The sequence below is a fragment of the Brevibacillus halotolerans genome (assembly GCF_026891775.1).
In the GTDB taxonomy this organism is placed as follows: domain Bacteria; phylum Bacillota; class Bacilli; order Brevibacillales; family Brevibacillaceae; genus Brevibacillus_B; species Brevibacillus_B halotolerans.
On the sequence record NZ_JAPTNK010000001.1, the window covers coordinates 95,737 to 117,938 of the forward strand.

General features: G+C 39.4%; 18 protein-coding genes. 17 read left to right on the forward strand and 1 reads right to left on the reverse strand.

Annotation, left to right across the window (positions count from 1 at the left end; all coding sequences use genetic code 11):
- Positions 1-34: 34 nt before the first annotated feature.
- The 8 genes from O0550_RS00585 (at position 35) to O0550_RS00620 (ending at position 9,541) form a co-directional block, all read left to right on the forward strand.
- Entirely contained in the window at positions 35-916 is an 882-nt protein-coding gene (locus tag O0550_RS00585; RefSeq protein WP_258425437.1) for a formyltransferase family protein, read from the forward strand.
- Entirely contained in the window at positions 913-1,899 is a 987-nt protein-coding gene (sbnA, locus tag O0550_RS00590) for a 2,3-diaminopropionate biosynthesis protein SbnA (protein WP_258425438.1), read from the forward strand. The genes O0550_RS00585 and sbnA overlap by 4 nt, the downstream gene beginning before the upstream one ends.
- Positions 1,900-1,926: 27 nt before the next feature.
- A complete protein-coding gene (sbnB, locus tag O0550_RS00595; protein WP_163246890.1) occupies positions 1,927-2,946 on the forward strand; it encodes a 2,3-diaminopropionate biosynthesis protein SbnB in 1,020 nt (339 codons plus the stop codon).
- A 170-nt stretch (positions 2,947-3,116) separates the two neighbouring features.
- Complete coding sequence (locus tag O0550_RS00600; RefSeq protein ID WP_258425439.1) at positions 3,117-4,541, forward strand: SpoVR family protein; 1,425 nt, start codon at positions 3,117-3,119, stop codon at positions 4,539-4,541.
- Between the two features lie 309 nt (positions 4,542-4,850).
- On the forward strand, positions 4,851-6,467 hold the full coding sequence (gene dcuS / locus O0550_RS00605) for a DcuS/MalK family sensor histidine kinase (RefSeq protein ID WP_003335321.1): 1,617 nt from the start codon (positions 4,851-4,853) through the stop codon (positions 6,465-6,467).
- Positions 6,460-7,173, forward strand: a complete 714-nt coding sequence (locus tag O0550_RS00610) for a response regulator (RefSeq protein ID WP_003339199.1) — start codon at positions 6,460-6,462, stop codon at positions 7,171-7,173. Before dcuS ends, O0550_RS00610 begins: the two co-directional genes overlap by 8 nt.
- Before the next feature lie 248 nt (positions 7,174-7,421).
- Entirely contained in the window at positions 7,422-8,477 is a 1,056-nt protein-coding gene (locus tag O0550_RS00615) for an AEC family transporter (protein ID WP_003339198.1), read from the forward strand.
- Positions 8,478-8,539: 62 nt separating this feature from the next.
- The gene (locus tag O0550_RS00620) at positions 8,540-9,541 is read left to right on the forward strand and encodes a 2-hydroxyacid dehydrogenase (RefSeq protein ID WP_003335318.1); all 1,002 of its coding nucleotides are present in this window, start codon (positions 8,540-8,542) and stop codon (positions 9,539-9,541) included.
- Between the two features lie 88 nt (positions 9,542-9,629).
- Here the strand turns inward: O0550_RS00620 and O0550_RS00625 are convergent, their stop codons facing one another.
- Complete coding sequence (locus O0550_RS00625; RefSeq protein ID WP_242401299.1) at positions 9,630-9,977, reverse strand: YxeA family protein; 348 nt, start codon at positions 9,975-9,977, stop codon at positions 9,630-9,632.
- A gap of 318 nt (positions 9,978-10,295) precedes the next feature.
- On the opposite strand from O0550_RS00625, the gene O0550_RS00630 reads away from it, so the two are divergent.
- The 9 genes from O0550_RS00630 (at position 10,296) to O0550_RS00670 (ending at position 22,174) form a co-directional block, all read left to right on the forward strand.
- Positions 10,296-11,375 carry a hypothetical protein gene (locus tag O0550_RS00630; protein WP_258425440.1) on the forward strand — a complete coding sequence of 360 codons (1,080 nt, stop codon included), beginning with the start codon at positions 10,296-10,298 and terminating at the stop codon, positions 11,373-11,375.
- 333 nt (positions 11,376-11,708) lie between these two features.
- A complete protein-coding gene (locus tag O0550_RS00635; RefSeq protein ID WP_003335315.1) occupies positions 11,709-12,395 on the forward strand; it encodes a response regulator transcription factor in 687 nt (228 codons plus the stop codon).
- On the forward strand, positions 12,385-13,791 hold the full coding sequence (locus O0550_RS00640; RefSeq protein ID WP_258425594.1) for a HAMP domain-containing sensor histidine kinase: 1,407 nt from the start codon (positions 12,385-12,387) through the stop codon (positions 13,789-13,791). The genes O0550_RS00635 and O0550_RS00640 overlap by 11 nt, the downstream gene beginning before the upstream one ends.
- A gap of 320 nt (positions 13,792-14,111) precedes the next feature.
- Positions 14,112-15,641, forward strand: a complete 1,530-nt coding sequence (locus O0550_RS00645) for an efflux RND transporter periplasmic adaptor subunit (protein WP_258425441.1) — start codon at positions 14,112-14,114, stop codon at positions 15,639-15,641.
- Entirely contained in the window at positions 15,601-16,365 is a 765-nt protein-coding gene (locus O0550_RS00650) for an ABC transporter ATP-binding protein (RefSeq protein WP_258425442.1), read from the forward strand. The genes O0550_RS00645 and O0550_RS00650 overlap by 41 nt, the downstream gene beginning before the upstream one ends.
- The gene (locus O0550_RS00655; protein ID WP_068792719.1) at positions 16,362-17,573 is read left to right on the forward strand and encodes an ABC transporter permease; all 1,212 of its coding nucleotides are present in this window, start codon (positions 16,362-16,364) and stop codon (positions 17,571-17,573) included. The genes O0550_RS00650 and O0550_RS00655 overlap by 4 nt, the downstream gene beginning before the upstream one ends.
- A 282-nt stretch (positions 17,574-17,855) precedes the next feature.
- A complete protein-coding gene (locus tag O0550_RS00660) occupies positions 17,856-19,304 on the forward strand; it encodes a BglG family transcription antiterminator (protein WP_258425443.1) in 1,449 nt (482 codons plus the stop codon).
- Between the two features lie 303 nt (positions 19,305-19,607).
- Positions 19,608-20,663 carry an HD-GYP domain-containing protein gene (locus O0550_RS00665; RefSeq protein ID WP_035317899.1) on the forward strand — a complete coding sequence of 352 codons (1,056 nt, stop codon included), beginning with the start codon at positions 19,608-19,610 and terminating at the stop codon, positions 20,661-20,663.
- Between the two features lie 149 nt (positions 20,664-20,812).
- Positions 20,813-22,174 (forward strand): FAD-binding oxidoreductase, encoded by a 1,362-nt coding sequence (locus tag O0550_RS00670; RefSeq protein WP_035317896.1) that lies wholly within the window; start codon positions 20,813-20,815, stop codon positions 22,172-22,174.
- The last annotated feature ends 28 nt before the right edge of the window (positions 22,175-22,202 follow it).

Below are 22,202 nucleotides of genomic sequence, written 5' to 3' on the forward strand. Positions count from 1 at the left end.
GCTGGGAAAGGTAAAAAAGAGGAGGAGACTTTAGATGGAGCTGAAAAAGGCTAAAGCTCATCTGTTACTGACAGAGGGAAGTTTTCACGCTGTATATTTAATCAGAGATTGGTATGAAAGCTTTAAAGATACGACTTCATTCAAGGGCATTGTTATCAGAGATAATCAGGGTAACAGTGAACAAAAGGTGCAATTCCACCGTACCTTCTCTGGTAAAAAGCAACTTACAGAGAATGAATACAGTGAACTTCTTTCGCTATACGGAACCATCAGTGAAGCAGAAAAAAGTATGATTTCATTATATGGAATCCCCTCCTATCCTGCTGATGTCGTTGGGCATATTTATTACAGCGGACCCAATTTGAATCACCCTGACATGGAAGCATTTATCAGCAGTTTGACCAAGGAATATGATCTTACGGTATATATTTTCTTGGATCAGATTTTAAAACCCTGGTGGATTGAGTATACAGAAGGAAACATTATTAATGCTCATTCAGCAGTTCTTCCGTATGCGAGAGGAATGTATGCCATCGAAAATATGGCTGTGAAAGGTAACCAGAATGACTTTCAAAGAGCCGCTGGAGCATCCATTCATTATGTAGATAACGGAATCGATACAGGGCCAATTATCAGAGCGGTAAGAATAAAGGACCCATTTCGTTATGAATCCATTTGGGAAGTGAAAGCTACCTCCTATCGATTAGCTTTTGAGCTTTTAGTCAATCAGGCGGGGGCAGAATTTGAAAATCCTGATTTGCAATATGTAGGGGTTAAAAGCGATAAAAATAATTTGGGAGAAAATTTTTTAAGTAAAAATTTTGATGAGGATAAAAAGAAGGTAGCCCAAGAGCAATTTCTATCAATGAAAAAGTCTCAAATGTCATTTAAAAAAGCATGGGAGGCAAGAACATGATTTATGAAAATGCTTTAGAATTAATAGGTAATACGCCAGTGGTGAAGCTTAAGCATTTAGTTCGGAGTGAAAATAGTGAATTATTTGTAAAATTAGAAGGCTTTAATCCTGGGGGAAGCTCAAAAGATAGGGTTGCCAAGCGCATAATTGAGTTTGCTGAAAAAAACGGGCAACTAAAGCCCAATGGAACAATTGTTGAATCCTCATCAGGCAATCTGGCTATAGGATTAGCTATGGTAGCGAAGATGAAGGGCTATAAAATGATATGTGTAGTAGACCCTAAAATTAGCAAGGTTAATTTAAACCTGATTAAAGCATTTGGGGCACAGGTTCATATGGTAGAAAAGGCAGATGAGCATGGAAACTATTTAAAAACACGGTTGGCCACGGCTCAATTATTAGAAAGAACGATAGAGGGGGCTTATTGGCCCAATCAATACAACAATCCAGAGAATCCTAGAGCGTATATGGAGTCATTAGCCCGTGAAATTCACAGTGATTTTCAGGATACACTGGATTGGATTGTTTGCCCGGTTGGCACAGCAGGATTAATTACAGGGGTGGCAGCAGAAATGAAAAAATTAAGCCCCTCTGTGAAAATTTTAGCTGTAGACGCTGTAGGATCGGTTATCTTTGGCGGGCAACCAGGCCCACGAAGGTTGCTGGGGATTGGCAATGCTATTGTTCCAGGGAATTTAGATAAGAGCTTGTATGATGATGTAAGCTATGTAAATGATGCAGATGCGTTCTATATCACAAGGCAATTGGTACTACAGGAAGGATTACTCGTAGGAGGATCATCAGGGGCAGCCGTTTGTGCAGCCCTGCGTTTACTCGATGATTTAGCTGAAGGACAAAGAGTATTAGCCATTTTGCCAGATAGGGGAGATAGATACTATAGCACCATTTTTTCAGATGAATGGATGAGTCAACATGACATTACACTGCCTACCTCTATTTATAAATCTGTTTCGATTAAATAAAGCGACAGCGATAAAGGAGTGGTTATGATGTTAGTGGAAACTAAGCCGGAATTAATTTATCTGAACAAGCAAGATATTATCGACGTAGGTGGCTATAAGTCGCAAATATACGTACAGGCTATAAAACAAGCTCTTAGCCTACACTCAGAAAAGAATTTCAGTCAGCCCCTAAAACCGTATCTCAAAACTAATAAAAAAGATGAGCATATCGCTGATAGAATCATAGCTATGCCGGCCTACTTGGGGGAGCCTGCCATCTCGGGCATCAAGTGGATCGGAAGTAAATTTTCCAATCCTACGAAAAAGAATTTGGAAAGAGCAAGCGCTTTGATTATTTTAAATGATCCTGAAACAAACTTCCCCATCGCTATTTTAGAAGGCAGTGTTATCAGTGCTATGAGAACGGCGGCAGTAACAGTAGTAGCCACTGAATACTTGGCTAAAAAAGACTTCCAGCATTTATCCGTTATAGGTTGTGGATTAATTGCTAAGATGCAAATAAATTCTTTGTTAGAGCAGTTTGACCAGATTAAGAATGTTCACTTGTTTGATTTAGATTTACAAAAGGCTAAAATGTTTGGCAAGGAGATGCAGCAGCGCTTTAGTCATGTTGTATTTCAGATTCATCACTCAGCTCAAAGTGCAGTAGAGAATGCAGAAGTTCTCGTCACGTGCACCGTCACAGACCAGCCGTATATTAAAGCAGACTGGATCAAGAAAGGAACATTTGTCAGTAACATTTCTATTATGGACGTAGAGAAGGAGGCTTTTTTACGGGCGGATAAAGTGGTGGTCGATGACTGGGATCAATCCAATCGTGAGAAAAAAATTATTAATCAGTTAGTATTAGAAGGCAAATTTTCAAAGGAAATGCTTCATGCAGAACTAGGAGATATTATCACCAATAAAAAAGCCGGCCGAGAAACCGATGATGAGATTATTATTTTAAATCCGATGGGGATGGCTATAGAAGATATCTCGTGCGCTTATGAAATTTATAGAAAAGCACGACAAGAAGGAGTAGGTACAGTATTGAGCTTGTATTAAAGGGAAGTAAATAAGCAAGCAGTAGGCTATACGATAAAAAATGATTTTGTAGCGATAAAAAAGCACATGGTTTGGCACTAATAGCCAAACCATGTGCTTTTTTTATTTACCTTATTTCTTTTCCACGTTTTACATATACATGATGTAGAGGTGAAAAGGAGGGATTGTGGATGAACCAGGAGGAACAACGTCAACTGGAATATGCAATTGATGAAATAACAGAAATTGCTAAAGGGTTTGGCTTAGATTTTTATCCTATGCGGTATGAGATATGTCCTGCGGAGATTATTTATACGTTTGGGGCCTATGGCATGCCAACTAGATATTCGCATTGGTCATTTGGTAAAAACTTCTTCAAAATGAAACTTCAATACGACTTAAACCTTAGTAAAATTTATGAGTTAGTGATCAACTCTAATCCATGCTATGCCTTTTTATTAGACGGAAATAGCTTGATCCAAAATAAATTAATTGTGGCACATGTACTGGCTCACTGCGATTTCTTCAAGAATAATGTACGTTTTAGTAATACGAATCGAAATATGGTAGAAAGCATGGCAGCTAGTGCTGATCGTATCCGGGAGTACGAAATTGCCTATGGGAAAGAGAAAGTGGAGGACTTATTGGACGCTTGCATTGGGATTCAAGAGCATATTGATCCAAGACTGATTCAGCCCAAAAAAGAAAGAACAACGTTATATGCGGAAAAGACAGATACTCCTAAGACTTATAAGCCTAGCTCACCTTATGATGATTTGTGGAAGCTTGATCAAGATGCTCCGATAACAGATACTACATCTAATCAGCATCAACGATTTCCCGAGCAGCCGGAGAAAGATTTACTCTGGTTTATTCAGGAATATAGCCCATATTTGGCACCATGGCAGCGTGATATCATGACCATTATACGTGATGAAATGTTATATTTTTGGCCACAGATGGAAACGAAGATTATGAATGAAGGCTGGGCTTCCTTTTGGCATTGCCGGATTCTTCGCGAAATGGACTTAACGGAAGCGGAAACAATTGAGTTTGCTAAGCTGCATTCCTCGGTCATACAGCCATCTACGACTAGTATTAATCCGTATCATTTAGGCTTAAAAATGTTTGAAGATATTGAAATGCGTTATAATAATCCTACGAAAGAAGAACAGGAGCGTTTCGGTCGCAAACCAAATCAGGGAATGGAAAAAATCTTTGAGGTGCGCGAATTAGAGGGAGATATTTCTTTTATCCGTAACTATCTTACAGAGGATCTTGTAAGGCGATTGGATATGTATACTTTTGGAAAGCAGGGGAGCGACTGGATGATCACACAGAAGCAATGGGAGCTGGTGCGTGATCAATTGGTACTTTCCCGTGTAAATGGTGGATTCCCCTACTTGATCGTCCAAGATGGTGACTACCTGCGCAGCGGAGAATTGTATATCAAGCATCTATACGAGGGATTAGAGCTAGATGTGAAATATATTGAGAAAACCCTACCGTATGTTTATACATTATGGGGCAAAAACGTACACATTGAGACTACATTGGATGATCGGGCTGTGGCTTTTAGCTATGATGGGAAAAAGGTCCAACGAAAATTTTTATAGAATATAGCTAATCTGTTCGGTTAAAACAGATCAGGGTATGTACATCTCGAATCATCTGCATGGATGATACGGGATGTTTTTTGTTTGCTTGGACTATTCACAAAATCCTCTCTATTACTGACAAATTGCTAACCTTTTTTGAATAACAATATTACATATCTGTGAAGTTTAGTATAATAGCTAAAATGGCGTAAAAAACTAAGGAGTAATCTGTTAGTTGCATAAGAAGCATAGCGACTCAGGGGATATAGCACCTTAGCCTACCTAAAGGAAACTAGACATCTCGAGCAGAAGGAGCTTAGCCTGTTCATGAACAAACCTGGCAAAAGGAAGTTACAGCTTAGCTTACACACAAAAATTATCTTGCTTATTGGAATTGTCGTTATTAGTTCTCTATTGGTTACAAATGTGCTGATTAGCAGGGATATTGCTAGCCAGACCAAGGATAGCTTGTCTGAGAAGGTGACCGATATTGGGCGAATTGTAGCTAATTCGGTGATTGTTATTGAGGGGTTAACAGGCAAGCGAGATCAAGCCGAAATACAGACCTTCTCTAATCGGATTAAAGATTTGACGAATGTGAGCTTTGTGGTCGTGCTTGATATGAATTTAATTAGAAAATCCCACCCGATTCCTTCCAGAGTAGGACAATCCTTTTTGGATCGAGAAGATGCGAACGCTTCATTATCTGGTAAGGAATACATTTCTATCGCAGTAGGAGTGCTAGGGGAGGCTTTACGAGTATTTACACCTGTATATGATTACAATGGAAAACAGATTGGCGTTGTGACTGTCGGAATCGCATTAGATGATGTAGGAAAGGCAGTTAAGCAGAGCCGATCGGTGATTTATCTAAGTATGATACTCGGGATTGTAATTGGTATTATTGGAGCGTTGCTGCTAGCCAGACATATTAAAAAAATTCTGTTTGGACTAGAACCCTTTGCTATTGCGAAAGTGTTAGAAGAACAAAACGCGATGCTTCAATCCGTACGTGAAGGCGTTATAGCCGTGGATCGGGAAGGAATTATTACCTTGGTCAATTCGGAGGCCCGCCGATTATTACAGCTAGCGGACAGCTCTGAAGAAATCGTAGGAAAGTGCGCTAGTGACCACATGTGGATATTGGAGGAAACTCTGCGTACGGGCAAGGCACAGTTAGATGAGCATTACAGCATCAATGGAATCTCTCTTGTGATTAACTGTGTACCAGTAGTGGTTGATGATCAGGTAGTAGGGGTTGTGGCTACGTTCCGAGATAAAACAGAAATACAACAACTGGTAGAACAAATTACAGGAATCCAGCTCTATGCTGATGCACTTCGGGCCAAATCGCACGAATTTAAAAATAAATTGCATGTCATTCAAGGCATGATACACATGGGCTATTATGACCAGCTCAATGAATATATTAAACAAATTTCCATTCAGCACCAAAAAGAAATTGGATTTATTGTGAGAAGGATTAAGAGCTCAGTGTTCGCTGGATTTTTATTAGGGAAAATTAGCGATGCTAGAGAAGATGATGTAGAGCTGATTTTAAATGAAGAGAGCTATTTAGCGGAGACGGAGGATTCGGAGCTGATTCATTCTCTCATTACCATAGTTGGAAATCTGATTAATAATGCTATGGAAGCCTCTATACAAGCAGAGGTTAAAAAAGTAGAGCTGAAGATTGAACAAACAGAAGAGCAGATTTTAATTGAACTAACCGATAGCGGACAGGGAATTCCACCAACATTTAGACGAGAAATCTTTGTGAAGGGTTTTTCGACTAAAGGAGAAAATAGAGGATTGGGGCTGTATTTTGTTACTCAGCATGTGGATAAGTGGAAAGGTGAGATTGCTATCCATTCTGTTGAGGGCAAAGGAACAAGCTTTGTAATAGCCCTGCCTTACAAAATGAAGGATGAGTATGATGATTAAGGTGCTAATCGTAGAGGATGACCCAATGGTAGCGGAATTTAATAAAAGATATCTAGAGATGGTAGAAGGCTTCACCGTTCAGGCAGTGGCCAATGATGTTAAGAAGGCTTTAGAGATTATTGATGAGATAGAGGTTGATCTCGTTCTCCTTGATGTGTTTTTGCCTGGAAAAAGTGGGTTTGACTTTCTTACACAAATACGTCAAAGAGAAAGAAGTATTGATGTCATTATGATCACGGCAGCATGCGATACGAAAAGCATTAATAAGGCGCTGCAATTCGGTGCTGTTGATTATTTAATTAAGCCGTTCGAATTTGAACGCTTTCAGGAGGCGCTTCAAGATTACAAAGAGAAAGCTAGTGTGATGAAACGCCAAAAAAAATTAAGTCAAACCGATTTGGATAAATTTTTGTTAGCAAAGGATAAAGATCATACCCAAATTTTATTGGACCTTCCCAAAGGATTAACGCGCACGACATTGCAATTGATTTGGGATCATATTACCGAGAGAAAAGGACAAGCATTCTCCACGGAAGAAATGGCGCACGAGGTAGGGATTTCACGTGTATCCATGCGGAAATACTTAAATTTTTTAAGTGAAATCGGAGTATTGAAGGCTGAAATTATGTACGGTACCGTAGGACGGCCTGTGTGTAAACACCGTACAGTTGAGGATAGCAGTGAGCGCATTAAACAATATATGTAAGAAAAAGGCGACTAGCATTTGACTGGTCGCTTTTTTTATTTATGAAATCGGACATTCTGTCTATCCAGTTACATTAGTTACATAATCGATTTAATAAGTTATATAAGGTAGGCAGAATAGAAAAGTAGGATTATGATAGAACCATAAAGAATGTGAATTGATTCACAAGGGTAAAACAAATAACTCACTTATTTTTTTGAACCATAATGTGAAAGTATTCACATTTTCGATACAAGGGGGAGTGCTCGATGAACATCGGGGAAATTTTTATTAGCACATTAACAGATAGCAAAATTGTTAGTGCCATTAGTTCTTCTGTCTTCATTATTTTCTTAGGATTCTTTTTACGTAAGAAAGAAGTTTTATCAAAGCAAACAGCTAAGATTCTAAGCAACGTTATCTTATCTGTAGCTCTTCCAGCACTAGCATTTACGGCCTTTATGACTGACATTGATACTGAATCCTTGAAACAAGGGATTAACCTTCTGATTTGGGGAATCTTGGTCTACATCGTACTCATTATTGTTTCTAAACCACTGTTTGCTAAATATGCAGGTGATAAACAAGATGTATTACGTGTTCTAACGATCTTTGGTTCTACTACTTTCTTCGGAATTCCAATTGTACAAGTTATGTATGGTGCAGTTGGTGTTATGTACGCTTCTATCTTTAACATTGGATATCGAATTTTCCTTTACTCTTACGGCTATATCAAAATGTCTGGTTTAAAAATGGAAGCGAAAAACATCAAGACAATGTTCTTAAATCCAATCGTAGTAGCTACCTTTGCAGGATTGTTTATCTGGATGTTCCAAAATTACATTCCACAGGTTCACATGATGGCAGATGGAAAAGAAGTAAGTTACGCATTCCTGCGCATTGATAAAACAGCTTTGTGGCTATTCAAACCAATGGATTATCTAGCTAAATTAGCTTCTCCACTTGCTTGGTTGTCTATCGGTGCTACTCTAGCTGAGATTTCTTTAAAAGATGCTGTACGAGTTAAAGATGCTTGGTACTACAGCTTAAACAAAGTAGTTATTGTTCCAATTATTAATATTGTGATCTTGACTGTGCTAACAGTGACTGGTTTATTGCCAGTATCTCACGTAGCTCTAGCAACAGTAGTAATCATGATGGCTACACCAACAGCAACAGTGGCAGCAGCTTATGCCATCAGCTTTGATAAAGAGGCAGTATTAACATCTAACTGCTCCTTGTTATCCACAATACTTGGTGTCCTAGCAATGCCTTTATGGATTGTCGTCCTAGAAATGATTAAATCTATGGGACTGTTTGTATAAAAGAAATAACGAAATACAGAGAAGCTTATAAATAGGTTCACAACAGAGAGGGAGGATTTCAAATGAAAACTGTTAATCTAGTTTGCTATGGTGTACGAGATGTAGAGGTTGAATTCTTTAAAAAACTAAACAAATTTAATTATAATTTAACACTAGTAACAGATTTAATGAATGATACGAATGTTGAGATGGCTAAGGGTGCAGATGCGGTTATGGTTCGCGGTAATTGTAAGGCGACTCGCACGAATATCGAAAAATTAGCTAGCTACGGAGTAAAATATTTACTGACTAGAACAGTAGGGTTTAACCATATTGACCTACAAGCGGTGAAGGATTGCGGTATGAAAGCTGCTCGCGTACCAGCTTATTCTCCAAATGCGATTTCTGAATTAGCACTTACACTTGGCATGATGCTGATGCGCAATGCTTCTTATACAGCTAATAAAACAAAAGACAAAGACTTCACAGTTGATGCTTCTATGTTTAGTAAGGAGATTCGCAATTGTACAGTAGGTATCCTAGGTACCGGTAAAATCGGGTTAACAACTGCTAAATTATTCAAAGGTTTGGGAGCTCATGTAGTAGCATACGATGTGTTTGAAAATGAAGCGGCTAAAATCATTGTAGATTACCTACCTTTAGATGAAGTATTAGCAAAATCTGACTTGGTATCTGTACATGTTCCGTTCTTCAAGGATCAGAACTACAAAATGATCAACGATGAGTTCCTTGCGAAAATGAAAGATCAAGCTGTGCTAATCAACACTTCTCGCGGTGAGTTGCAAGACAACGAAGCAATTCTACGAGCTTTAGAAACAAATAAACTAGCTGGGTTTGGTACAGACGTATTTGAAAATGAATCTACTTTCTTCTTCAAAAACTTGAAGGATCAGGCTTTGCCTAATGAAACAATTGAAAAACTAATCAACATGTTCCCTCGTGTACTGGTAACACCGCATATCGGTTCTTACACAGACGAAGCGCTTACCAACATGGTAGAAATCTCTTATGAAAACCTATATAGCTTCCTTACTCAGGGAAGATGTGATAACGAAGTAGCTTAACAATTTGGCAAAGGAATAGTTTCTTTGGTAAACAGCCACCTTTCATCTGGTTAGAGAAAGGTGGCTGTTTTGATTTGACTGATTTGTTCTATTGAATATGCAGTTGTTTCTGAGCCGGTTCGGGAATGTCCTTAATAGCTACGTTATCAAGTGTTATCACGTCACCTTGCTGATTGATTGTGAATTTAACTAAAGAGCCCTCAGGTATTTTAGAATCTGCGATGTAAGTTAGGATTTTCTTATTGCCATCTTTATCATAGGTAGGGAGAGTATATTCCTTGCCTTTGTCGGTTAAGTCTTTACCTTCACTTAACATGGCAGCGTAAAATTCTGTTTCATGACCTAACACATTGTATTGATCCCGTTCACAGCCCACCAAAGCCATACTTCCTAGTAACAGAATGATAAGGCCTAGATTCTTTTTCAATACAAACACACCCTTTCTATCGTTATCGATATGATGAAATCCCTTTATATACAACATTTCTGCAAAAAAGTCTTCTGCTTCAAGCGCTAGCTAAGTGGTGACTAGCTTACCAAATAGGATATTCAGCGTACAATCACGAAAGTTATACAAAACATACGAAATATTCATTTAATTGTCAACTTTTTTGACAGCTTAAAATGGAACAGCCAGCCTCAGGTTTCCCACAACTTTTCCTTAAGGTGGACATTCACCTGACATACTCCCTTAGTAAATTGATACTTGTAAGAAGTTCTTCTTGCAAATCAACTATGAAGGAGTTTGATTCGAATGAATAAAAAAGCGTCGAAATGGATGATCGGAGCATTAGCTCTTGCAGTGTTTGCACCAACTGCTGCTTTTGCGGCAACTACTTCAAATGTAGAGACAACAAAAGGAGAACAAACCTTTCAAAAACGAGGACATTTTTCTCTAGAGGATAGACAAGCCAATCAGGAGGAATTAATGAAGATCATTAATAAATACAATCCTGATCTAGCTGACGATTTCCAAAAGCTGTTTGATCAGCAGGAAAAAATGAAAGAAAAACTTCCTCAAATGGATGAAGAAACGAAGAAAAAGCTAGATGAAATTCGTGAACAGGTAAAGGATGGCTCATTAACGCAAGAGCAAGCCAAGGAAGAGATGGAAAAGCTTGGACTGAAAGGCTTTAATAAGGTTAAGATGATCAAATTTAATAACTTAGATGAGGAAACAAAAAAGAAACTGGATGAAATTCAGGAACAAGTAAAAGCTGGAACATTAACGGAAGAACAAGCAAAAGAGGAAATGGAAGAGCTAGGCATCAAGCAGCCTGTTCATAAAATCATCAAGTTTGACGAAGAAATGAAAAAGAAACTGGATGAAATTCAAGAGCAAGTAAAAGCTGGAACATTAACGGAAGAGCAAGCAAAAGAAGAGATGGAAAAACTGGGTGTCAAGAATGTGATCTATAAAGACATCAAACTTGACGATGAAACCAAGCAAAAACTAGATGAAATTCAAGAGCAAGTAAAGGCTGGAACATTAACGAAAGAGCAAGCAAAAGAAGAGATGGAAAAACTGGGTGTCAAGAATGTGATCTATAAAGACATCAAACTTGACGATGAAACCAAGCAAAAACTAGATGAAATCCAAGAGCAAGTAAAAGCTGGAACATTAACGAAAGAACAAGCAAAAGAAGAGATGGAAAAACTAGGTATCAAGCGTTTTGGTCATGAAGGAAAAGAGAATATCATGGAACAGATCAAAGCAGCCGCTGATGCAGATGATGCTGATACCGTAAACAAACTACTACAAGAGTGGTTAGAAAAAATGCAAAACAAGAAAAATCCAAAAGCAGAGGCAGAGTCTGAAGCAAAGGATGAGTAATTGAAATAGAAAGTAGTAAAAAAGCTAGTGGCTACTATTACGGCAATTAGTAAGCTGCTAGTGAGTATAAAGGCAAGCTAAAAAACGGCAGTAGTATCCGGCAAAGTAGTAGTAAGAATGCGGCAAAAAGTAGTATCCTCATGTTTATAGTACCCTCCCACTTTCGATATAATGCGTGATGATTGGCATGGCTTTCCTGAATTTACAGGAAGGCCATGCCTGTGTGTAGTTTTTTATGTATGAATTGCCAAAACATACCCTCTTTTCCTTTCGGGATGTTTTTCGTATTCTTTTGATAAAGCCCTAGCCTTATATTCTGGAAGGGAGCAACTTATGCAAACAATTGTAATCGTAGAAGATGAAGTACCGATCTCTCGGGTTCTACAGGTATATTTAGAAAAAGCGGGATATCAGGTAGAGCTTGCCTTTGATGGTGAAGAAGCGATACATACATTTGAGCGTGTGGCACCTTCCCTGGTTTTATTGGACGTCATGCTACCAGGGCAGAGTGGATGGAAGGTTTTAGAGCATATTCGTACCAAAAGCAGCTGTCCTGTCATCATGCTGACAGCGTTGGGTCAACTGGATCAAAAGATAAATGGGCTAAATCAGGGGGCAGACGATTATATTACCAAGCCTTTTATTGGTGAGGAGGTCGTAGCACGTGTCAATGCCGTTTTACGCCGCTCCTTACTGGTCATGGGTGACTGCCAAACTCGAATTTTTGGAAGTTTAAAAGTAGATTATCGAGCCCATTCTGTCACCTTGCACGGTATTGATCTTACTTTTACGCCACGTGATCTTTCTCTGTTTTTATTTTTAGCACAGCATCCCAATCAGACCTTTACTAGAGAGCAATTAATCGAGCAGGTTTGGGGGATGGACTATGAGGGCAGTGATCGTGCTGTCGATCTTGCAGTGAAGCGTATCCGTAGAACCCTGCAAAATTGGCCAACCGATGAAGGAGAAATTCGTACACTACGAGGATTGGGGTATCAGTTCTGTGTCAATGAAAAATAAAGAGCGGAAAACGTTATTAACCTATTGGACAACTCGTTATGTATTAACCTTATGCGTTGGTCTTGTTGTCATTGGACTTTTCTCTAGCATGTGGATAAGCTACAATGAAACGCAAAAAAGGCTAGATGTCATGAGATACATGGCTGTGGAGTTGTCGGAACAAATTGTATCAGCAGACAGGGCGACGATTTTGATACCTGCTTTCCTGCCACGATTAGTAGAGAATCGCCAACGCTTCATGGGTGGATTTAAGCCCATGGTTATGATATTAGATGCACACAAGCAGATTATCTTTGGAAAATCAAATCGATTTGTTGACGATATCCTCCGCCGAATCTCTCCAGATTGGGAAGAAGATCAGGTCGTGCAAGAAATACAGACGCGCTCAGGAGATACTGCCATTTTTCTTACCCAGAAGATAGAGGAGAATGGTCAAACACTGGGGTGGGTATTTCTCTTCTCGCCGAAAAAAGAGATGGATCGCAGCATAGAGACGTTGCAACAATTATGCATTATGCTAACAAGTCTTGGACTATTAGGCTGGATCGTGATTTATTATCTAACAAAAAAATTATCGGAACCCGTGAAGGAAGTAGCGGATGCTGCTAAACAGATTGTGACGGGACACTATGATATTGAACTGAAGAAGGATATCAAGGAAAAGGAAATCTATGAACTAATTCATTCGTTTAAAGATATGGCTGATCGACTACGGCAGTTAGAATTGATGCGAACGGAGCTATTGGCTGGAGTTACCCATGAGCTGAAAACACCCGTTACCTCTATCAGTGGGCTGTTACAAGCGGTTAAAGATGATGTGGTGACCGGTGAGGTAGCCAAAGAGTTTCTGGAGATTTGCTCCAAAGAAATTGTGCGCTTACAAAAAATGGTGGAAGATTTATTAGATTTTAACTCATTTGCAGTAGGAGATATTAAAGTTAACAAACAACCACAGAATATGAATCATCTGGTGCAGGAAATTACGCATCAATGGTTGATTGGACAAGATGAGAATACGCTTGTCCTACAGACGGATATTCCTGAACAAGAAGTATGGATTGACACCGACCCGCTACGTATACAGCAAATTTTATATAACCTATTAAATAACGCAAAACAAGCAACAGGATTAAACGCAATGATACAGGTAACTCTATTACAGCAAGATGACGTTCTTCAAATTTGTGTTCAAGATAATGGTGTCGGCATTCCAGAAACAGAAAAGGAATATATTTTTGAGCGATTTTATCGCGGAGAAGAGAAGAAGCACAAGGTTAGAGGGCTTGGATTAGGATTACCCTTTAGTAAAATGATGGCAAAGGCACTGGGTGGCGATCTTGAATTGATAGAGAGTGTTCAGGAAAAGACCATTTTTACGTTGTCATTAACCAAATGAGGAACATCAAAAAGATTATCCACAGATAAATAAAAACATTCTATAGAAGTTGTCCACAATTACTGATTTCAAAGGTAGCTGTGGGCAACTTTTTTAATAGTCCTTTTGCTATCTTGTAAAGGCTTCCTTTCTTTTACCCCCATTTTTCACCAAGTTTCCCACAAGACAGACATCTAGCTGACATACAGCGAACTTATAGTTAGTTCATCACGAATGCGGTTTACAAAATAAACGATTTTTTGGGGGAAATCTCAATGCTTGGAAGCACAACGAGGACATCATTTTTAAGTAGAATGGGAAAAAGGAAAAGAAGGGTCATCATGGGAGCAGTAGCGATAGCCTTACTGTGTGGAACGGGTGTTTTTGCCTATAGTAAGCTGCTATCTCCTTCACGTGCAGCTTCGATTATGCAGACAATCCAAGTCCAGCGAGGGGATGTGTCGGAGGTAATTACTGCTTCAGGAACCGTACAAGCTGCACAGCAGGTGACAGTTAACTTTCCGAGTGGTGATCAGTCCGTAACAGCAATCAACGTTAAAATAGGTGATACTGTTAAAGCAGGGCAGGTACTGGCTACAATGGATCAATCCGATGCTTTGATGCAAATAAAGATTGCAGAAGCTAACCTCTTATCAGCTAAGGCAGGTTTAGCGGAAAAAATGCAGGCAAAGGATGAAAATGAAATTGTAGTACTACAGTCAAATGTAACAAAAGCAAAAGCGGCATTAGAATCTGCTAAGAAAAATTATGACAATCAAAAGGCCCTGATCCAACAAGAGAAAGCGAGCGATGGCTTACAAGAGGCTCAAAAGAATCTGGAGACGCAAAAAAAATTATACGAAGCCGGCGCTATTTCCAAAAGTGAATTAGATCAGGCGCAAAATAGTTTGAATCAGGCAGAAGCTGAATACAAAACTGCCAACATGCAGCACAGTCAGACAGTAGACCAAAGTAATAATAATGTTGCCCAAGCACAGGCTGCCTACGATTCTGCGCTAGCTCAATTTAATCAAGCTAAGGCTCCAGTCCAAGAGTCTTCCTTACAAGCCGCAAAAGCATCAGTTACTCAAGCTGAGGTACAACTGCAACAACAACAGCAGAATTTAGAAAAGCTAACCTTAAAAGCACCAATGGATGGTGTTATTTTACAGGTGAACGGGCAGGTAGGAGAAGCGGCAAGCTCTCCCTTTTTGATGATGGACAACTCGAATTCTGAACAGTTGGGAGTAATGGCCCAGATTAGTCAGAACGATATCGGTAAAATCAAGCAGGGGATGGAAGCTACTTTTACGATTGGAACCTACAATAATAAAAAATTTCAAGGAAAAGTAGAAACAGTATACCCAGAAGGGAGTACAGAATCAGGTGTGACAACCTATAAAGTACTTCTTACTGTCGAAAATAAAGAAGGATTGTTAAAGCCAGGCATGACGCTCCAGACAACAATTCATGCAGGGGCACAAAAGAATGTGCTATATGTTCCAATTACTGCTTTGCGCGAACAAGGCGGGAAAACTGGAGTTTTGGTAAAAGGAAAAGATGGTGCTAGTACAGATACGGAAACACAAGCCGATTCAAAAGGCAAATCGCGTGACAAAGGGCAAACTGTATCAGGTTTCCAATTTAAGGAAGTAACGACTGGACTAATAGGCTCAGATCGCGTTGAAATTACGTCTGGACTTGAGGAAGGAGATCAAATCCTTTTAACTATGCAGGTAGCTAACAGCTCCTCGAATATTCGTCAAATGGGTCAGGGGCCAATGTCGTCAGGTATGGGTGGTATGCCTGTAATGGGAGGAGGTATGCCAAGTGGCGGAGCTGGTTTCCAAGGTGGGGCAAGAGCTAGATAATGCTAGAGCTGTAATTCGGATTGCAGATGTGAAAAAGAAGTATGTGATTGGAGATCAAGAAATACATGCCCTGCGAGGAGTAAATCTTAGCATTGAAGAAGGGGATTTTGTAGCCATTATGGGGCCTTCAGGATCAGGTAAATCTACTATGATGAACATGATTGGTTGCTTGGATCTGCCTTCAAGTGGAACCTTTTATCTCGATGGCTATCCTGTTTCGGAGGCAGAGGATGAAGACCTAGCTAAAATTCGGAACCAAAAAATAGGTTTTGTTTTTCAAAATTTTAATCTGATTCCGCGTACACCCGCAGTAGAAAATGTGGAGCTTCCACTTTTATATGCAGGTGTAGATGCTAAACAAAGACGACAGCGAGCTATTGATTCCCTACATAGAGTCGGACTTGGCAATCGGTTATATAACAAACCAAATGAGTTATCAGGTGGGCAGCAGCAACGTGTTTCTATTGCGCGTGCCTTAGTTAATGAACCTGTGATTATTTTGGCGGATGAGCCTACAGGTGCCCTTGATACGAAAACAAGTCAAGAGATCATGGGAATTTTTCAACAATTAAATAATGAAGGGAAAACGGTTATTCTAGTCACTCACGAACCAGATATTGCTGAATATGCTAAGCGGGTCATCCATTTCCGTGACGGACAGATCGTAGCTAATGAGGTAATTCAAGAGCGAAGAATAGTGAATTCCGAGGAAGTGGTGTTATGAATTATTGGGAAGCTATGCGCGTATCACTGCGGAGTGTCACAGCTAATAAGCTTAGGTCTTTTCTAACCATGCTAGGTATTATGATCGGTGTATCTGCTGTGATCGCAATGGTAGCGATTGGAGAAGGAGCAAAAGCTAGTGTAGCCAATCAAATTAACGGGTTAGGGAGTAATCTGTTGATTATCTCGGCAGGGCAAGCAAGGCAAGGTGGCATTAGCTTGGGGGCAGGCTCGCTTTCACTTAGTCTAGAGGATGCAGCAGCCCTTCAACAAAAGGATTCGATAGCAGATGTTACCCCCGCGGTTAGCACCCGCGCTCAATTGGTGTATCAGAATAGTAACTATTTATCCAGTTTGGAGGGCACGACGGAAGCTTTTCCACAGGTACGAAACGTTAGCTTGCAAGAGGGACGATTTTTTACTAGCTTTGAGGTAAGCGAGCAGGCAAATGTGGCGGTTATTGGTCCAGAGATCGTTACCAATCTCTTTGCTAACTCCAATGAAAGTCCTATTGGCAAAACGATTGAAATTAATCGTATTCCATTTACAGTGGTTGGTATTTTAAAAAGCCAAGGAAGCTCCGGCATGACTAATAACGATGATAAGGTAATGATTCCAATTACTACGGCGATGGAGCGTCTAGGACAAAGCAGCATTCGCACGATTTATGCCTCGGCAACATCAGCAGATGAAATGCTTCAGGCTCAGTTTGATATTCAACAAACCTTGCGATCTCAGCATAAGCTAATGCCTAGCCAAGAAAATGATTTTACCATAAGCTCTCAATCAGATATTTTGGAAACAGCGCAAAGCGTAACCAGCGTAATGACAACATTGCTATCGGGAATTGCTGCGATTTCTTTAGTGGTAGGCGGCATCGGTATTATGAACATCATGCTGGTCTCCGTAACAGAGCGTACTCGTGAGATTGGGATTCGCAAGGCCATTGGAGCAACTAAGACGGCGATTATGCAACAATTTTTGATTGAATCAGTTACGCTGAGTATCTTGGGTGGGTTCATTGGGATTGTGCTGGGAGTTGGAGCGGCTTGGGTCGTGAACAAGCTGGGAGGAGTGGAGATTGCCATTACAATAACTCCCATGCTGTATGCCTTTTTATCATCCTTATTGGTAGGTGTGGTATTTGGCGTGTATCCTGCAAAAAAGGCTGCAGAGATGAAGCCAATTGATGCATTGCGATATGAATAGAAATACATGTGTTCTACTATAATTGAAGCGTAAAAAAGAAGATTTATCATTTATGTTAATGTGAAGATAGGAAAAGCCTTTTATTCCTGGTTTTGCCAACAGGAGTAAAGGGCTTTTTCCTATATAATGATTTAGTTAGATATAAGTGAAACCTTTTCTCATTTATTCTGTATTAAGTAGTATGAAGTTACTATGTACCGCCAAAGATGAGAGAGTATATTTGCATGATTGGTAAAAGCTATTTTTACCATAAGAAAGGAGTCCCTTTAGGGATAGATGGACATGAGAAAAGAAAGATATCGCCAAATTCAAATTATGAAGCTCCTCGGTGGAGAAAATAGATGGTTTAAAGTTCAGGAGTTATCAGAAAAAATAGGTTGCTCATATAAGACTGTTGCCAAGGAAATTTCCATATTGAAGGATTTTTTGCCGCCTGGCTGGGAGATTAGTTCTATAAAAGGGAAGGGAGTCCAATTATTTTTACCGGAAAGCTCCTCTGTAAATGAAGTGATATCTTTATTTGTAAGAGATTCGTTTACTTTTCAAGTATTTCAGCAATTACTTGAAGGAAATTGTAAAAGCATTTCCCAATTAGCCGAACATTTATTTATCCAAGGACCTTCTCTTCAAAACGTTCTAAGAAGGGTAGGGAAACATTTAAAGACCTATAAATTACAGCTTCAAAGAAATCCCCTCCAAATTGTGGGGAATGAACTTCAAATCATCATGATGTTTTTTGAACTATATACTAGCTCTTATACCAATAAAGAATGGCCGTTTACAGAATACGAGGAAGTATGCATGCGGTACTTAGACGAGATTGAAGAGAGATTAGGCATTACTTTTGATGTATACGATAGGCACAAGCTCTCCTATTTTGTAGCGATTGTATTAAAAAGAAAAAAACAAGGCTATCAAATCAATTTAGGCAATCCCATTTCTCACTATAATATTGAGACACCTTATTACCATACAATATCCACGATACTCGATCAGTTAACCTCGGAGTATAATATCTCTTTAACAACAGAGGACAAAATCATTATGACGATTGTTATTAAGGCTTCTAAGCATGTGTATAAGGATGTCGGCAAAGTAAAAAGGGAAGCACTTCAATATTTTCATGAAGGAAAAATACAAGTATTCATATATATGAAAGATTTCATTCATATGCTTGAAAATAAAATCAACAAGCCATTGATTCATGATGAGGAATTTGTTTTTACCTTAATCGATTACTTTAAGCGAACCATGTATACCCTAAAGTATTTCTCTACGATAAAAGTAAAGGAAAAATCTATTACCAAATATATTAGAGAAAAGCACCGTAAAACGTTTTTACAGGTGCAAGAAATATATAATGAATGGGCAAAAAAATACGGGATGGCAGATCATATCATTGATGATGAAATTGCTAATGTCACCATGCAAGTAGAAGCTATGATTTCATTTAAGCCTAGATCTAAAAAGGCTCTTATTATATCTGGTGATGGGACAAGCTGGAAACGATATATGGAGGCTATTTTAAGAGAAAGGTTTGGCGAGAAATTACAAATATTAGATCAGTATTTGTATGATATAACAGAGGAACAAATCAAAACGCTAGGTATAGATATAGTCATTACGACTATTCCTATTGATATACAATCCATTCCGGTTATTCGTGTTCAATCCATTTTATCTCAACGTAACCTTCATACCCTTCAGCAATTTATTAACGACGATAAATAATATACCTGTGAATGTGAAAAAGACGTTTACTCTTTCAATCATAATGAGAGAGAACGTCTTTTTTTCTGTGAGAGTCCATGAGTAGAGCGTTAAAACGCATAAAAATGGATGGCCTTGCATACAGGAAAGGCATCATCAAAATGAATAGTGAGAGATGACATGATCAAGGAAGAAAAAAATTACCTTTAGTAACGGTAATTAATGCACTTGATAGGAAAATCAATTCATATGTAATATATGTATTACGACTTAGGTATAAAGTCTTATGCAATGTCAGCTTTTAGGGAGGATTTATAAATATACATGCAGTTACTTTCTCAAAATCACAGTGGTTCTGGTATGAGGCTTTCAAGCGATATTTATAGTAGCAATCGCTCGATTTCGGCGGGCAATGGAGGAACTTTCACTCAAAGTTTGTTTGGACACAATTCCATCCATGTTCAACATAAAAATATAGCGGATACTCCTGCTAAGGATGTTATATCTGGACAAGCAAGGAAGGAAGCCATAGATTTTGTGCATACCACATTGGATAATTCCTACTCTAAAGCTATCGCAGGAGAACAAATGGGCTCCAGCGCTCAGGATATGCTGGCAGATTTAATTTATACATGCAAGAATAACTCAATGATCATGGATTTACTAGGAAGGATTTGTGTTTTTGATAAAAGCATATTTGTCCATTCCTTTCATGTAATGATTTATAGTGTATTAGTTGGATTGAGAATGGGCTTGAATAAGCAGCAAATCACAGATTTAGGGTTAGGGGCGCTTTTACATGATGTAGGGAAATTGATGATCCCAACTCAGATCATTCAGAAGCCGGATTCACTAACGAATGAAGAATATGACATAATGAAGACGCATGCAAGCAAAGGATTTGCTTTGTTGAGACGACTGCCAGCAATTCCAGAGATCGTTGCACAATGTGCTTATCAGCATCACGAACGTATGGATGGAAATGGGTATCCACGTAACTTGCAGGAAAAAGATATTCATTTATTTGCGAAAATCATTGGAGTGTGTGACGTCTTCGAAGCTTTAACGAGCCAGCGTGTATATCGAAAGCCGATGCTACCGCACGATGCCATGGAATTTTTATTTGCAGGCTCAGGCACCCAATTTTGCCAGAAGGTATTGCAAGCGTTCCGTAATTCCATCTATTTATATCCTGTGGGCATGTTTGTAACGTTAAGCTCAGGCTATTCAGGTGTCGTTGTCAAAAATAATCCGGGTATGCCTTCACGACCTATTGTTCGTCTTTTAGAAAATAAAGCACATGTTTCATTACCTTCATTTGAAATAGATTTGTCGAGCGAATTGAATTTGGTGATTTCCGATTGCAAAGCGATCGGATAAGAATGGAATAAGAAAACTACATAAATCCATGTAATGAACTGTCTATAGGAAGGAATGTTTCGAAATTTATATCTGAAACATTCCTTCCTCTCTTATAATAGAACTAACATCTGGTGCTACTTGTCAAAAGCAATTTAGGAGGAATTCAAATGAATGACCTAAATGATTTACGGCAGTTATTTCGAGATGATCAGGTTTCTATAAGTGAGAGTGTTTTAGAGCTACATAGCAAAGATGAATCTTATCACACCCCTGTTTTACCTGATGTAGTGGTGTTTCCTGAATCCAGGGAGGATGTATCACGTCTGCTTGCTTTTGCTAACGACCGTGAGCTACCTGTGGTTCCATTTGGTAGCGGAAGCAGTTTAGAAGGACATGTGATTCCTGTGAAGAAAGGAATATCCTTAGATTTTCAACGAATGAATCGAATTCTGGAGATCCGGCCAGATGATTTGTTGATACGTGTCCAACCAGGAATAACTAGGACCCAAGTAAATAAAGAACTGAAAAAATACGGCTTGTTCTTTTCTGTTGATCCAGGGGCAGATGCTACGCTTGGTGGAATGGCCGCGACAAATGCTAGTGGTACTACTGCTGTCCGATATGGTGTTATGCGTGATCAGGTGCGTGACCTAGAAGTCGTATTAGCTGATGGAAGCATTATTCATACCGGTGGTTTAGCAGCCAAATCATCATCTGGATACCATCTAAATGGTCTGTTCGTTGGTTCGGAAGGGACATTGGGTGTATTTACTGAGCTGACCTTACGCGTGTACGGTATTCCTGAGGAAATGATGGCCGTTCGAGCTACATTTCCTGATGTGGAAAGTGCTGTTCAGACAGCGGTGACTATTCTTTCTGTAGGAATTCCTGTTGCTAAAATGGAGCTGGTAGACGAATTATCCATTCAAAAAATGAATCGCCATAAAAATACCTCATACGAAGTGACACCCACCCTATTTCTTGAGTTCCATGGAAATACAGCAGGATTGATGCAGGATGCACAATTTGCTAGAGAATTAGCGTTAGAGAAAGGCTGCCTGCATTTTCAGCAGGAGATAGATTCAAAGGCCCGGGCGCAATTATGGGAGGCTAGGCATCATTTGTACTATGCTTTTGCTCATTCCGTACCGGGAAAGCGTGTTATGACGACGGATGTATGTGTGCCGTTATCCGAACTGGCTGGTGCAGTACGTAATGCACAACAAGTCGTGCAAGAATTAAATTTTGAGGGCGGAGTGGTTGGACATATTGGTGATGGTAATTACCATACGCTACTCTTATTAAATCCACTTGATTCCGAAGAGCTTGCCCGTGCAGAAGCGGCAAATACCCGTATAGTTGAATATGCCTTAGCACGCGGTGGTACATGTACCGGAGAGCACGGTGTAGGGCTGGGGAAACGAAAATATCAGCAAACAGAGCATGGCGAAGCATTTCATGCCATGTTAGCTGTAAAAAAAGCCTTTGATCCTAAAGGAATATTAAATCCAGGAAAAATTTTCAGCTAGCAACCAACTACGAAGTGATACTGGTAGG